Source organism: Bacillus sp. AFS017336, from assembly GCF_002555445.1.
Lineage (GTDB): Bacteria > Bacillota > Bacilli > Bacillales > Bacillaceae_G > Gottfriedia.
The window spans coordinates 21,797-36,856 of record NZ_NUCO01000151.1 but is presented as its reverse complement, the minus strand read 5'-3'; the positions used below and the strand labels follow the sequence as shown (position 1 = coordinate 36,856).

The following is a 15,060-nucleotide window of genomic DNA, read 5'->3' as shown; positions in this document are numbered from 1 at the left end:
ATTAATATTTATTTTGTTTAATTATAACTTCAGGAGTGTCTTATGAATAAGATTCGGATTAGTAAAGTAGGTTTGTTTAAACTATTTTTCATTTCAATATTACTAGTTACATTCATCTTTGTTGGAAAAAGCGTACTTTTAAATTTCGACTTTCAAATGTTCTTTAACTATATGGAGTCTCTTACATTAATACAATATTTTCTAATTTTTGCATTAGGTATTATTGCTGTTTCTCCAATGTTTTTATATGATTTCGTCCTTGTTAGACTATTAAAATTAGATTTCAGTTTTCGTAAAATTTTAATGGTAGCTTGGCTTGCAAACACTTCCTCTAACTTAATTGGACTCGGTGGAGTGGCTGGTACTACTATTCGAACTCTTTTTTATCGACAAGAGCGCACTGGACCAGAAATTGTTAAAGCGGTAAGTAGTGTAACAATCTTCTTACTTTCTGGATTATCGATATTGAGTTTAGTTTTATTTACAGGAATCTTTGATTTATCATTTTTAAATGAATATAAGTACTTATATGTCGCAATCGTCATTGCCATTTGTTATTTCCCGGTAATGTTTTTAGTAGTTTATATGAAGCGAAATTTTTTCTCGGAAAATTTTTCCGCAAAATATATGATCTCATTGGTTACCATTTCCTTATGTGAATGGTCCTTTATATTTTTATTTATTTACTTTATTTGTTTATTTTTAAATATTGATATTTCGATTATCGAAGTTTTGCCCGTTTTTTTAGTGGCCTCTGTAGCAGCACTGTTAAGTATGATCCCTGGAGGATTAGGTTCATTTGATTTTATTTTTCTATTAGGTTTCACTTATTTTGGGATTGATAAAGAAACAACACTACTAGTTTTATTAATCTATCGTTTCAGTTATTTCTTCTTCCCATTTGCTTGTGGTATTGTTTTAGCACTTAAACTATTATGGAACAAAATCAATCAATCATTTAATGATATTCCAAACCAAATATCAACCTATTTGGGCCATAAGATTTTAACGATTTTAATTTTTTTGTCTGGAGTAATTCTCTTAGTTTCCGCAGCTGTGCCAAGCATGCTTTTAAGAATTAGTCTTTTAAATTTAATTTTACCGTCTACAATTATTAATCTTTCTCATTTGATTTCGGTCACAGCAGGCTTTACATTATTAGGGCTCTCGCGAGGAATTGATTATAAAGTGAAAAGAGCATGGTATATTACTTTATTCATGCTAATTGTTGGAGCAATTACAACTTATTCAAAAGGATTAGATTATGAAGAAGCACTTTTTGTACTAGCAGTAGCATTTATATTATTTGCTTCAAAGAAACAATTTTATAGAGAAAGCTTCGTTTTAACTTGGGGAAAGCTGATCGTTGATAATTTTATCTTGTTTTTCTTTTTAGGGAGCTATTTACTAATTGCTTATATTAATCTTCCACATACAAATGTGCGAATCCCTGCCAAATATTTGCCTTATATTCTTGTCAATTCGAGGGATATCGTAATAAGTGCAGTGCTCGGTTTTGTAGCGGCTTTTCTATTTTTTTATATCGCTTTTTTCAAAGTTAAAAGAAAAGAATTTAATTTTATAGGCACAAAAAATGAAGAAGAAAAAATAAGAGACCATTTAAATACATATGGTGGAACTGAACTTTCCCACTTAGTTTTTTTACATGACAAATATTTATTTTGGGCTCAAGATGAAACAGTATTATTTATTTTCCAACCATATGCAGACAAATTAGTTATTTTAGGTGACCCAATTGGGGAAAAGTCCCGTATCTATCCTGCAATTGAAGAATTATTAAATTATGCTGATCAATTTGGATATACTCTCGTCTTCTATCAAGTAAACTCAAATTCTTTAGCGTACTTACATGAAAATGGATTTGATTTCTTTAAACTTGGTGAAGAAGGGTTTACGGATATTTCATCGTTCTCTTTATCTGGAAAACGTAATAAAGGTATTCGCGCCCTTTATAATAAGTTTGAACGGGAAGAATATAGTTTTGAAATGATTGAACCTCCGTTCTCAAATGAGTTCTTTTCAGATTTAAAGGGTTTATCTACTGAGTGGCTAAAAGGTAGAAAAGAAAAAGGTTTTTCACTTGGCTATTTTGATGAGGATTACATCAAACTTGCACCTGTAGCTGTCATTAAGAATAATGAAAATAAGATGATTGCTTTCGCGTCTATTATGCCTAACTATAATGACCATACAATTTCGATTGATTTAATGCGCCATAAAATAGATGCACCAAAGGGAATTATGGATTATATGTTTATTAATTTAATTGAGTCGTTTAGATCGAAAGATTTTCACTACTTTAATATCGGCATGACACCTTTAGCAAATGTTGGACTTTCTAAATATTCATTTGCTAGTGAAAAAATTGCAGCACAGATTTATGAATATGGACAGTTCTTGTATCATTTTCAAGGTTTAAGAAGCTTTAAAGAAAAATACGTAGATTCTTGGACACCGAAGTTTTTGGCATATCATAAAAAAACTTCTTTACCGATTACGATGTTACAAATTACTTCATTAATTTCTAAAACTCGAAAACCGTAAATTTGAAGTCAGTTAATGTACTTAACACATTAACTGACTTTTTTAGTGCGAAAAAACTTATCAATTTTTCAATGTAAAAAAAGTGGTATGATGTTGATTTCCACTACAGGATTCTCGCTTTCCATGGGGCGAGACCTGAGCCTCCTCGGCGTTGCCTGTGGGGTCTCAGCCTTCCTGCTTATCCCATAGGAGTCGAGCCTCCTTCCGTTCCAATCAACTTCTTCTAATAAACAAAGCATACAATTAAGAACATAATTGGTATCCTATACTAAGAGAAAAATAGAAATTAATTACTCAGCATCTTTGCTAATCTCAATATATAAACTAATAATTTGAATTTTGTTCTTCAAACGATTAGCCTCTCAATATTTTTATATTCTAAATAAGATAAATGTACTTACTGAAATTTGATGGTATACATACAAATTATCATTTAGAAGCATTAATAAAACTCCTGAAGATCATTACTTTTCCATCTAGTATATTGCTTAATGACGTTTTAATTATTGACAATACAATCTTTTAACACTTTGATGTCAATAAATGCATTTAACACGTTTACCGCCTATTTAGTCCAAAAAAAATCATTATTCCATTCTTATTCTTAAATTTCTAATGAAAATTTAAATATTGGTAAAAAATAATAAGTATTATCACTTGCAAAATTATTTCACTTGAATTATGATTGTGTCACATTAAATTGTGCACAACTAATATATAAGGATGTTGATTAAATGGATAATGAAAATAAACTTTTGCTTGAAAATCAGTTATGTTTTTCAATTTATGCTTGCTCACGGGAAATTACGAAATTATATCGGCCAATACTGGACGAAATTGGAATTACTTACCCGCAATATCTCGCATTACTTTCTCTTTGGGAAAAGGATCAGCAAACAGTGAAAGAGCTTGGTGAGACACTATTTTTAGATTCAGGTACTCTCACTCCAATGCTAAAACGGATGGAATCTGCTGGATTAATTTATCGCAAGCGAAATGCAAGTGATGAAAGAAAAGTTTTTATTACGCTAACTGAAGAGGGTAAAAATTTAAAAGAAAAAGCATATTGTATACCTGAAAAATTTTCTCAGGAAAGTAATACTACTCGTGAGGAACTTTTAATTTTATTTAATCAAACAAAAGCTCTATTGAAGAAAATTCAATCTGCAAATGAGTTAAAAAAATAAATAAATCATATTAAGGAGAAATTCACAATGGAAAAAATATATACTGCTAAAGCAACTGCAACAGGTGGACGTGACGGAAGAGTAATTTCATCAGATGATTTTATTAATTTATCACTTAAACCACCAGTAGAATTAGGTGGACCTGGTGGTGCAACAAATCCTGAACAACTTTTCGCAGCTGGTTATTCAGCTTGCTTCGATAGCGCCTTAAACTTAGTAGCTCGTCAGAAAAGTATTAAATTAGAAGCTACATCTGTAACGGCAAACGTAACAATTGGTAAAGATCCCGCTGACGGAGGGTTTAAATTAGCTGCTCAACTTGATGTAAAAGTGCAAGGAGTACCAACAGAAGTAGCTGTAGAACTAGTAAAGGCAGCACACGGTGTATGCCCATACTCTAAAGCGACTAGAGGAAACATGGACGTTCAATTGAGAGTTATTGGATAAGAGTTAAAGGTAAAGGTAAAAAAGGGAATAGGCTAAGAATTAATCTATTCCCTTCTTCTACCCCTCTAATATCGTTTCGTATTTTAATGAGTCGTCTTTTGTAAAGAACTTTCGATAAGATAGAAGTGTTGAGGAAAATACGCTTATTGCAATTGCTCCGATTAAGATGCATTCAATTAATAATTGATATTTAATTGCATATAAGGGACTAATTCCAGCAAATATCATACCAGTCATTGAACCTGGCAATGTAACGATTCCAACTGTTTTAGCACGATCAATTGATGGAATTAATGCTGCTTTAATTGAATTTTTTATGACATGATTTGATGCTTGCTTGGTTGTTGCACCTAAGCATAGTGCAGCTTCAATTTGATTTTTATTCGCTTGAATTTCAGCTCTCAGTCTAGTTAGTGCTAAACTATTTGCATTCATTGATGTACTAATAATCATACTTGAAATTGGAATAACATATTGAGCTTTTAACGAGATTTTATTTGCTACCAGTACGATTCCTAAAGAAATCATAACGCCTAGAAAAATACTAATAAATGAAATAAAGAATGCTCCTTCAATATGATGCGACCGTTTACTTGAAGTATGAGCACCAAATAAAATCATACAAAATAAAATAATGATGACAATGAAAAAATGTTCAATTTTAAGGATGTATTCAAGTACATAACCCATGATCATTAATTGAATTACTGTCCTAACAGAAGAAACACCAATATCTTTTTCAACGCCAAGCTTTTGATAATAAGATAATGCAATCGCAATAATAATTAATAGAAATGTTAGCGATACACCTGTGATATGCAAATTACCTTCCATCATTTCACCCTCTTTAAGCAATAGTGGAAAGAAAACTCTTTCCTAATTCAGTGCTTGGATTCTTAAAAAATTCATTAACTGGACTCACTTCTACTAATTTACCATCAATTAATAGCCCTACTCGATCTGCAATTTGTTGAACTAAATCCATATTATGTGTGACAAGGATAATGGACATATTTTCATCTACTTTTAAGTTTACTAGAAGATCCTGAATATGTAGGGTAGATTGTGGATCTAAAGCTGAAGTAATTTCATCACATAATAATATGTTTGGTTTCATTGCCAGTGCTCTTGCGATTGATACTCTTTGCTGTTGACCAATCGATAGAGATAAAGAATTTCGATTAAATAAATCAGCTTCTAGTCCAACTTTTTCTAATAAAGATTTAGCAACTGAAACGGAATCATTCTTACTATAGCTACCATTTAATTTTAGCCCATACAAAATATTATCCTCTACGGTTCCTTCAAATAGAGATGGAGTTTGTAAGATCATGACCGCACTTTTTCGTAGATTTTGAGGCGTCATTTTATGAATTGATTGCCCATCTAAATAGATTTCACCTTTACTAATCGTCTGTAGTCGATTTAGTGCACGAAGTAAAGTCGATTTTCCAGCTCCTGAAGTTCCTATTAAACAAAAAATTTCGCCTTTTTTAGCCACAAAACTGATATTTTTAAGGATTGAACTACCGTTAATGTCTACGCATACTTCGTTTATTGATAATGTCATTTTAACCTCACTTCCTACTAAGCCTTAAAAACTAAGGTGCCCTTAATAGGACACCTTTTTAGTAAATAATTAGATTATTTTTCTTCCGCGGCCGTGTGGTATGCAAAGTGGTGTTCCAAACAATGGGTCCTTTACAATGTCACAGTTCATACAAAAAACATCGCAGATTAAATCTTGGTTTATGATTTTCTCTGGGTCCCCTTCTGCATAAACTTCTCCGCCTGAAATAGCAACTACATTATGTGCATAACGACAAGCTAAATTTATATCATGTAGTACCATAACAATTGTACGTTGCTCTTTTTCATTTAATTCATAAAGTAAGTCTAAAATTTCAATTTGATGTGTTAAATCTAAATAGGTTGTTGGCTCATCTAGTAAAATCGTATCTGTATCTTGAGCCAAAGTCATTGCAATCCAAGCACGTTGGCGTTGCCCTCCAGATAGCGAATCTACTAATTGATCTTTCAAATCGTACATATTTGTTATTTTTAAAGCATTATTTACTTTTTCTTCATCTTCTTTTGACCACTGTTTTAACCAAGTTTGATACGGGTATCTCCCTTGCTTCACTAATTGAAATACTGTTAAACCTTCAGGTGCAACGGGACTTTGTGGTAGGATAGAAAGATTTCGAGCAATTTCCTTTGTGGGCCTTTTACTTATTTCTTTTCCATCAAGTAAAATCGTTCCACTTTTTGGTTGTAGTAATCTTGCAAGTGATCGAAGTAAAGTTGATTTTCCGCAACCATTTGCTCCAATTAAAACTGTAATTTTCCCTTTTGGAACTTGAAAGTTTAATTCATTTATTATTGTCCTGTCATCATACGATAACGTTAATTTTTCAGTTTCTATTGCGCTCGTTGACATCTTATCACCTTTTTCCAGTCTTAAATAATAAATAGATAAAATATGGTGCGCCAATTACGGCAGTAAAAACACCAGCAGGTATTTGAATCGGGCTAAACGCCGTTCTTCCGATTGTATCAGCCGCCAATACCATAATTGCCCCAATGATTCCTGATAAAGGAATTAATGCACCGTAAGAAGCACCAACTAATTTGCGAGCAATATGCGGCGCAATTAATCCAACAAATGCGATTGCTCCTGCAAATGCAACCGCACCTGCTACTAATGCTGTACTAATAAATAATAAAATTAAACGATTCTTTTCTACTTGAACTCCTAAACTTGTTGAAACATCGTCTCCAAGTTGTTGTGTATTTATATGTCTAATAAATATTAAAGCTAGGACTATAAAAATGAATGTCCAGACTGTTAAGATTTTAACTTGTTCCCAGTTTGCTCCGTATACGCTCCCTGTTAACCACATGTTTGCTTCAGTCGCTCTAAAAATTGGTCCGATAATCATAAAGAATGAAGTTGTTGCTTGAGCTAATGCTGAAAATCCAACGCCAACCAAAACTAATCTTAATGGCCTTAACTCCCCATTCTTATAAGCAAAACCATAGACAAATAGTAAACTGATAATGGCACCAATAAATGCTGCTAAAGGTAACCATTTTATGCTTACTGTTAATTGATTCGTACGGTCATTACTAAAAATCGCTAAAAATAAAACAACGGCAGCTCCTGCCCCTCCAGTAATCCCTAGAATATCTGGAGAAGCAAGTGGATTTCTTACTAAGCCTTGAAGAATAGCTCCTGCAATAGCTAAAGATATTCCAGCAAAAATGGCAATAATTATTCGAGGCATTCGAAACGCTTGAATGAATAATTCATCTATTTTTTCACCTTCACCAAAAATAACAGATAATACTTTTGGAATTGAGATGTATCGGTCTCCTAATGTTAAACTCACTACAAATGAACTGATCAGTAAAATGAGTGCAATCGTTAAAACGAAAATTGAACGTTTATTAAATAGTAATGAAAAATACTTGTTTCGTATTTTGAGCATGTTCATTTTACTGTACCGCCTTTTCTTGCTAAGTAAATAAAAAATGGTGCACCGATTACTGCGGTCATAATTCCAACTGGAGTCTCTTCTGGCATTAATATATAACGAGAAGCTACGTCTGCTAATAGTAATAAAATTGCCCCGAAAATACCGCAAAATGGAATCATCCATCGGTAATCATTTTTAACGAACATTCTAACTATTTGTGGAACAATTATTCCGACCAAACCTATTGGTCCGGAAATACTGACAGCGCCACCTGCTAGTATAATAACTAATACTACTAATGTAACTTTTAAGAGAGCTGTATTTTGACCTAAAGCTTTCGATACATCGTCTCCAAGCATGAATGTGTTAATTTTCCCACCAATTGCAAGTGAAATAACCCAAGCGATCACAATATAAGGTAACACCATATGTAAAGAATCGAGTGAACGACCTTGAACTGAGCCTGCTAACCAAAAAAGGACTTGCTCTAATGCTACTTCATTTGTTACTAGTAAGCCTTGGGTAATCGAGCTAAACATAGCGGCAATTGAAACCCCAGCTAAAGTAATCTTTATTGGAGTCGCACCATCTTTTCCTAAAGAACTTAATCCAAATACGAATACTGCTGAAATTGTAGCGCCTAAAAATGCTAGCCAAATAGTAGCATTAGGTGACTGTAAATGAAAAAATGTAATACTAAGAACGATCAACATTGAAGCACCAGCATTTATCCCTAAAACGCTCGGTGATGCTAAAGGATTCTTTGTTAAAACTTGCATAAATAAACCAGCAATCGCTAAGCTTGCGCCTACTATCGATGCAATGATTGCTCTTGGAATACGAACATTTTGAATAACTAAATGTTCATTAGATCCATTAAATTGTGTAAATGAATGAACTAAGCTTGAAAAACTAGTATTTGTGTATCCTAGTAAAATACTAGAAAAAAAACAAATGACTAATAATAAAACACAAGCGATAAGTACGATAATTCTTGATCTTGGGTGAATAAGCATTATTATTTCTCCTAATATTCTATTCTCTTTTTTTAGTCTAAATGATATGAATTATCAAGTCAATGAGAATGATAATCAATTTCTTGTTGACTTCTAATTAAATCTTAATCTATAATACATGTTGTCGAGAGAAATGATAATCATTATCAATATAAGGGGAGAGTAAAGAAATGAGAAAACTAAAATTTTCTTCATTAATTGCACTATTTATTGCAGCAATTATGGTATTAGGTGCTTGTGGCACTAAAAAATCAGATGAAACTTCTGGTAAAGAAAGTAAAAATACAATTACAATTCAACACGCTATGGGAACAACTAAAGTTCCAGCGAATCCAAAACGTGTTGTTATTTTAACAAATGAAGGAACTGAAGCTTTACTTGCTTTAGGAGTTAAACCAGTAGGTGCTGTTCAATCATGGACAGGAAACCCATGGTATGATCACATCGCTAAAGACATGGATGGTGTGCAAGTTGTAGGTTTAGAAAGTGAAGTTAACCTTGAGAAAATCGCTGATTTAAAACCAGACTTAATTATCGGTAATAAAATGCGTCAAGAAAAAGTATATGAGCAATTAAGTGCGATTGCACCAACAGTATTCGCTGAAACACTACGTGGAGACTGGCAAGAGAATTTCAAATTTTATGCTAAAGTTTTAAATAAAGAAGAACAAGGAAATACAGTATTAGCTGATTATACAAAACGTGTAGATGATCTAAAAGCTAAATTAGGCGATAAATTAAATCAAAAAATTTCAATGGTACGTTTCATGGGTGCTGATGTTCGAATCTATCACCAAGATACTTTCTCAGGTGTAATTCTTAAACAATTAGGTTTCCAACGTCCAGAAGAACAAAATGCACCTGATTTTGCTGAGCAAGGCGTTACAAAAGAAAGAATTCCAGCAATGGACGGAGATTACATATTCTACTTCACATATGATAACGGAAAAGAATCTGGCTCTGCTCTTGAAAAACAATTTACAGAAGATCCATTATTCAAAAAGTTAAATGCTTATAAAAATGGACATGTTATTAAAGTAAGTGATGTTATTTGGAACACTGCAGGTGGAATCAAAGCTGCTTACTTAATGTTAGATGACATTGAAAAAACTTTTACTAAATAATTAAAACTAAAAAAGGTTTACCTTNNAAGGTAAACCTTTTTTAGTTCAGGGAGAAGAAATAACTTAAATTTATTTCGCTGCCCCTGACTTCAACTTAAATTTCGAGAAATATTGTTGAAATAAGTCTGTCTAGAAGAAAAATAGGGGGTATGTAGGCGACGTTTTTCAATTAGCCTTGATTTTATGAATTCCATTTATCGATATTTAGTAGATTTCTTCACTTTTTTTTATCGGTTTAGAATGAAATAGAGCAAATTTATTATATTTAATTTCTATACAGCTACTTTTGAACAATTATTTAGCAGAGATACCCTAACTGGTATCGGTATTATCCTATCTAATATGGGAATCTAAGAAATTTAATTGCAGTTTCACTAATTTTATTTGCAGTTTTGTCCATTTTAATTGCAGATTCTCCATTTTTATTTGCAGTTCGTACTTTATTTGCAGTTTCAGAAATCTTATTTGCACTTTTCACAGTTTTATTTGCAGTCTCAGAAACCTTATTGCACTCTGACTTTTATTTCACCTATTCTTCAATGCTCACTTTTGTGGCACCCTCTTTTTTAATTCAGTATCTCTAGCTTCCTACACTTTCCGCCTCTAACATAAGTATCATATGCTCTTGGTCCCAATATTCATTGTCCAACTTCAAACTATTAGGTGTTTTAGCAAATGTTTTAAATCCTAGTTTTTCATACAGATTTTTTGCTGTTTCGTTTCCTTCAATGATATTTAATGTAAGTTGTTCAAGTCCCAGGCTTTTCGCTAAATGGATTACCTCTTCGATTAAAAGATAGCCTGCACCCATTTTTCGAGCTCTAGATGAAACATAGACAGATTCTATTTTGCCTTTATGCTCTGCTTTAACCTTTTCAAACGTTCTTAAAGTGGCTACTCCAATTAATTCACCTTTGTCCGTAAATGCACCGATCGTATAATTTTCATCTAATATTTCTGCTTTGTATTCAACAGGGTCATCTTGATCTAGTATTTCATCCATAGTAGTACTAAAAACTTCAGGATTCTTTTTTAAACCTTCTAAACGAATATTAAGATAGATTTCTGCATCTTCTTTTGTTAATAAACGTATCTTCATCTATATCCCTCCGTAGTTATTGCAAAGTATAGTCTATAGAACAAACGGAAAATTTTCAACGCTTACACTGACTATACTCTTGTAAACTAGCAATGTCATAGACTTGTAAAAAACATAAAAAAACGCTTGTATATCAAGCGTTTAGGTACTTCTCTTATCATAAAATAGTGCTCTTTCTGTTACAGAATTGTTAGGTTTGTCATAGTCATTGAGGTAACTTTACTTAGCTTTTAACCAAATAAACTCTTTCTGGTCTTCCAATCGTTCCATACGCTAAATCTGCTGAAACTTTTCCTTCCGATACTAAATATTCTAAATATCTTCGCGCAGTTGTACGACTAACGCCAATTTCCAGCCCTATATTCTCAGCAGTCATCCCGTTTCGAACTTCTCTTATCGCGAGTAACACCTTATCTAAAGTAAGTTTATCTATTCCTTTAGGGTATAGACTTTGCTCTTCAATTATTGTATTATTCTTTCCTATTAATCCATCGATTTCATCCTGCGTAATATATGCACTTTTTGATTGTAAGCTTTTTACTTTATTAGAATAGTTTACATAGCGAATTAGTGACTTTTTAAAACGATCAAAAATGACTGGCTTTATAATAAAATCAAATACTCCATAATGCAAAGCCTTATTAACTGAATCGATTTCTTTCGATGCAGTGATCATGATGACATCTGCCATAATTGAATGTTTCTTCATCCATTGTAAAAAATCTAAGCCATTCATATCTGGAAAATACACATCTAGCAAAACTAACTGAGGATTTAAAATTTCAACTAAATCAACTGCTTCTTGATAATTTGTAGCAATACCAATAACTTTAAACCCTTCAATTCTATCAATAAATCGCTGATGGATTTCTGCAATCCTACTATCGTCTTCAACAATTAACACTTCTATAAAATTCTTTTTCATCATATCCGTTACTCTCCTTTTGGCGTTTCGGAATTGCAACAATAAATGTAGTTCCCCCATGTTCGTTTGAATGAAAAGTAATTTGTCCGTTTAATTTATGGAGTAGCCTTTGAACGAGGTGAAGTCCAATCCCTGAATTATGAGATTGATCCTTAGACGTAACACCGTATTCAAAAATCTCATCAATTAATTCATCAGGAATTCCATTTGCATTATCTTCAATTTCAATCACTAAATCATCACCTAAATCAGTAAGAAATAGTGAAACAAACTTTTCAGACTTATTCGTTTCTAATACTGCATCAAATGCGTTATTTAATAGATTTCCGATAATTGTGATTAAGTCTTCCCGATTTACTTCCTTCGGGACATTAACAAAACTACTATTATAGTCAATGTTAAAATCTACTTTTAGCTCATTAGCTAAACTTATTTTCCCTAGTAGGAGTCCCGCAACGACTGGATCCGAAATTTCTTCCATAATAAAATGGATGATATTTTGAGTTATATTCGATTCCTTTGAAATTAATTCAATCGCTTCTTGATAGGATTCAAGTTGTATTAACCCCAAGATTGTATGTAATTTATTCGAATATTCATGTGCCTGTGCTCGAAGCCCTTCTGAATATGCTTTTATTTGTGATAATTCATTTAGTAATTTATTCAATTCCGATTTTTCCCTAAAAGTCGTTACCGCGCCAACAATTTTAGAATCGACTCCAATTATCGGTATACAATTAATAATCACCATTTTTTCATTAATTAAAAACTCTAAATCATAAATTGGCTCGCCAGTCTCAACTACTTTCTTTAAATGAGAATTATGCAATACTTCTTCGATTTTTAATCCTCTAAGCTTAATATTATTTGGAATAGAAAGTACTTTATGGGCATTTTCATTTACTACAGTTATCTCGCCATATTCATCAATAGCTATGATTCCTTCATGAATTGATTCTAAAATGGCATGTTTTTCTTTGTACATCCTTCCGATTTCTTTCGGTTCCAAACCAAAGATTGATTTTTTAATATTAAACGAAATAAAAAAGGCTGCTCCGATTCCAAGTATTAATATGACAATACTATTTTTTAATAGCTTTTTACTAAAGGCTTTTGCCTCATGATCAATATCCTTTATTAAATAGCCTACAGAAACAACTCCAATTACTTTGCCCTTATCATCAAAAATAGGAGTTTTCCCTCTTAAGGAAGGGCCTAATGTACCAGTGGATTCTGAAACGATTTCCTGTCCTTTAAATACTTTATCATTGTCTCCCCCAACCATTTTCTTACCAATTAATGCATGATTTGGATGTGAATAACGTACTTCATTTATATTCCCAACTACGATAAATTCTGCTCCAACTTCTTTTCGGATTTTTTCAACGATTGGCTGAATACTGTCAGAAGGTTTTGCGTTTGAAAATGCTTCACGAGTTTCTGGCATATTCGCAACAGTTTGAGAAATAGCTAGAGCTTTCAAACCTTTTTCATGTTTAAGATTCTTTAGAAACATTTCCTGAGATACTATTTCAAAAACACTACTTACTATTAAAATGAGAACTGATATAAAGATGATTAACTTATAATGTAAACGCATAAAATTTCCCCTTATGTCTTTATAATAATCAAAAAACTCCTTTTATTAAAGGAGTTTTGTTAGAATTTTTTAAGCTTCTACATTTATGACTACTTCTTTCCCTTTCAATTTCATCAAAATTGGAACTAAGATCCAAAGTGCTCCAATTATTAAAAATACTAATGAAATAGGATGTTTAAAGAAAATACTATAATCACCATTTGATACCGTTAATGCCCTTCTTAAATTATTTTCAATCATTGGGCCTAATACGATTCCTAATACTAATGGTGCGATTGGAAAATCATTTTTTGAAAGGAAATATCCAAAAATTCCGCATGCGATTAATAGAAGTAAATCATTTACGGATACTTGTACTGCATAAACACCAAATATTGAAATGGCTACTATTAATGGCAATAAATACTTCTTCGGTGTTTGAATAATCTTTGCAAATATTTTTACTAAAGGCATGTTTAAAATGATAAGCATTACGTTTCCGATAAACATACTCGCGATTAATCCCCATGCTACGTCAGGATGTTCATCGAATAACAGTGGTCCCGGTTGTATGTTATACATCATTAAAGCACCCATTAAGATTGCAGTTGTTCCTGAACTCGGAATTCCTAAAGTTAATAAAGGAATCATTGCTCCTCCAGATGCTGCATTATTTGCAGATTCAGGAGATGCAACGCCTGCAATTGTACCTGTACCAAACTTTTCAGGCGTTTTACTAACTTTCTTTTCTAATATATAGGCAAAGAATGAAGCCAAAATGGCACCTGCTCCAGGTAATAAGCCAACGAAAAATCCTAATACTGAGCCCCTAGCAATTGGCGCCACACTTTCCTTTAATTCTGCTTTAGATGGTAATAAATTATTAATTTTTGCCATCTCACCATCTTCAATTTCATTTTCAATAATCGTTTTAAATACTTCTCCTAAAGCGAATAATCCTACCGCTACTGTTAAAAATTCTAATCCCTGATAAAGCCACGGAATGTCATATGTAAATCGAGAGACACCTGACACAGAGTCAATTCCGATCGTAGCGAGTAGTAATCCAAAGATTGTCATAATTAATGCTTTCGTTACCGATTTTCCAGCTAGTCCACTAACAGCACATAATCCAAGAAGCATTAAAGAAAAATATTCAGCTGGACCAAACTTAATTGCTAATGCCGATAATGGTTTTGCTAATACAATTAGTGCAAAAAGTGTAAAAATCCCTGCTACAAACGAACCAATTGCAGCAATTGATAAAGCACTTCCTGCTCTACCTTTTTTCGCCATTTGATAGCCATCTAAAGTTGTTACTACCGAAGAAGATTCTCCTGGTGTGTTTAATAAAATGGATGTAGTAGAACCACCATACATAGCACCATAATACACACCGGCTAATAAAATAATTGCACTCCCCGCTGCTTGTTCAGGTCCTAAAAACCCAGTTACAGAAGCAGTTACAGGTATTAATAGTGCAACCCCACTCATTGGACCAATACCAGGTAACACTCCTACTGCCGTACCAATTAATACTCCGGCAAAAGCGAACAATAAGTTATACCATGTAAATGCAGTTTCAAATCCCTGCATTAAATATTGAAAAGTACTCAATTGATAACTCTCCCTTCTTTTC

General features: G+C 32.7%; 14 protein-coding genes. 4 read left to right on the top strand and 10 right to left on the bottom strand.

Going from position 1 to position 15,060, the window contains the following annotated elements; genetic code table 11:
• Positions 1 to 42: 42 nt before the first annotated feature.
• The 3 genes from mprF (at position 43) to CN601_RS25535 (ending at position 4,199) form a co-directional block, all read left to right on the top strand.
• Entirely contained in the window at positions 43 to 2,565 is a 2,523-nt protein-coding gene (gene mprF / locus CN601_RS25545; protein WP_098172755.1) for a bifunctional lysylphosphatidylglycerol flippase/synthetase MprF, read from the top strand.
• Between the two features lie 734 nt (positions 2,566 to 3,299).
• A complete protein-coding gene (locus tag CN601_RS25540; RefSeq protein WP_098172754.1) occupies positions 3,300 to 3,752 on the top strand; it encodes a MarR family winged helix-turn-helix transcriptional regulator in 453 nt (150 codons plus the stop codon).
• A 27-nt stretch (positions 3,753 to 3,779) separates the two neighbouring features.
• Entirely contained in the window at positions 3,780 to 4,199 is a 420-nt protein-coding gene (locus tag CN601_RS25535) for an organic hydroperoxide resistance protein (RefSeq protein ID WP_098172753.1), read from the top strand.
• A gap of 57 nt (positions 4,200 to 4,256) precedes the next feature.
• Here the strand turns inward: CN601_RS25535 and CN601_RS25530 are convergent, their stop codons facing one another.
• The 5 genes from CN601_RS25530 to CN601_RS25510 all read right to left on the bottom strand — a co-directional run bounded on the left by CN601_RS25530 (position 4,257) and on the right by CN601_RS25510 (position 8,697).
• Entirely contained in the window at positions 4,257 to 5,036 is a 780-nt protein-coding gene (locus CN601_RS25530; RefSeq protein ID WP_098120177.1) for an ABC transporter permease, read from the bottom strand.
• A gap of 10 nt (positions 5,037 to 5,046) precedes the next feature.
• Positions 5,047 to 5,769 carry a phosphate ABC transporter ATP-binding protein gene (locus tag CN601_RS25525; protein ID WP_098172752.1) on the bottom strand — a complete coding sequence of 241 codons (723 nt, stop codon included), beginning with the start codon at positions 5,767 to 5,769 and terminating at the stop codon, positions 5,047 to 5,049.
• Positions 5,770 to 5,838: 69 nt separating this feature from the next.
• Complete coding sequence (locus CN601_RS25520) at positions 5,839 to 6,639, bottom strand: ABC transporter ATP-binding protein (RefSeq protein WP_098120179.1); 801 nt, start codon at positions 6,637 to 6,639, stop codon at positions 5,839 to 5,841.
• Positions 6,640 to 6,643: 4 nt separating this feature from the next.
• Positions 6,644 to 7,696 carry a FecCD family ABC transporter permease gene (locus CN601_RS25515; RefSeq protein ID WP_142317437.1) on the bottom strand — a complete coding sequence of 351 codons (1,053 nt, stop codon included), beginning with the start codon at positions 7,694 to 7,696 and terminating at the stop codon, positions 6,644 to 6,646.
• Positions 7,693 to 8,697: a FecCD family ABC transporter permease gene (locus CN601_RS25510; RefSeq protein WP_142317436.1), complete on the bottom strand. Its 1,005-nt coding sequence runs from the start codon at positions 8,695 to 8,697 to the stop codon at positions 7,693 to 7,695. The genes CN601_RS25515 and CN601_RS25510 overlap by 4 nt, the downstream gene beginning before the upstream one ends.
• Positions 8,698 to 8,864: 167 nt before the next feature.
• On the opposite strand from CN601_RS25510, the gene CN601_RS25505 reads away from it, so the two are divergent.
• Positions 8,865 to 9,818, top strand: coding sequence for an ABC transporter substrate-binding protein (locus tag CN601_RS25505; RefSeq protein ID WP_098172751.1), 954 nt, complete (start codon positions 8,865 to 8,867; stop codon positions 9,816 to 9,818).
• A gap of 337 nt (positions 9,819 to 10,155) precedes the next feature.
• Here CN601_RS25505 and CN601_RS27160 read toward each other — a convergent pair whose 3' ends face one another.
• The 5 genes from CN601_RS27160 to CN601_RS25485 form a co-directional block, all read right to left on the bottom strand.
• Entirely contained in the window at positions 10,156 to 10,296 is a 141-nt protein-coding gene (locus CN601_RS27160) for a hypothetical protein (protein WP_179865696.1), read from the bottom strand.
• Between the two features lie 102 nt (positions 10,297 to 10,398).
• Positions 10,399 to 10,917, bottom strand: coding sequence for a GNAT family N-acetyltransferase (locus CN601_RS25500; protein ID WP_098120182.1), 519 nt, complete (start codon positions 10,915 to 10,917; stop codon positions 10,399 to 10,401).
• Positions 10,918 to 11,140: 223 nt separating this feature from the next.
• Entirely contained in the window at positions 11,141 to 11,842 is a 702-nt protein-coding gene (locus CN601_RS25495) for a response regulator (RefSeq protein WP_373605012.1), read from the bottom strand.
• Positions 11,808 to 13,442, bottom strand: a complete 1,635-nt coding sequence (locus CN601_RS25490; protein WP_098172750.1) for an ATP-binding protein — start codon at positions 13,440 to 13,442, stop codon at positions 11,808 to 11,810. The genes CN601_RS25495 and CN601_RS25490 overlap by 35 nt, the downstream gene beginning before the upstream one ends.
• A gap of 69 nt (positions 13,443 to 13,511) precedes the next feature.
• Positions 13,512 to 15,038, bottom strand: a complete 1,527-nt coding sequence (locus CN601_RS25485) for a tripartite tricarboxylate transporter permease (protein WP_098120185.1) — start codon at positions 15,036 to 15,038, stop codon at positions 13,512 to 13,514.
• Between the last annotated feature and the right edge of the window lie 22 nt (positions 15,039 to 15,060).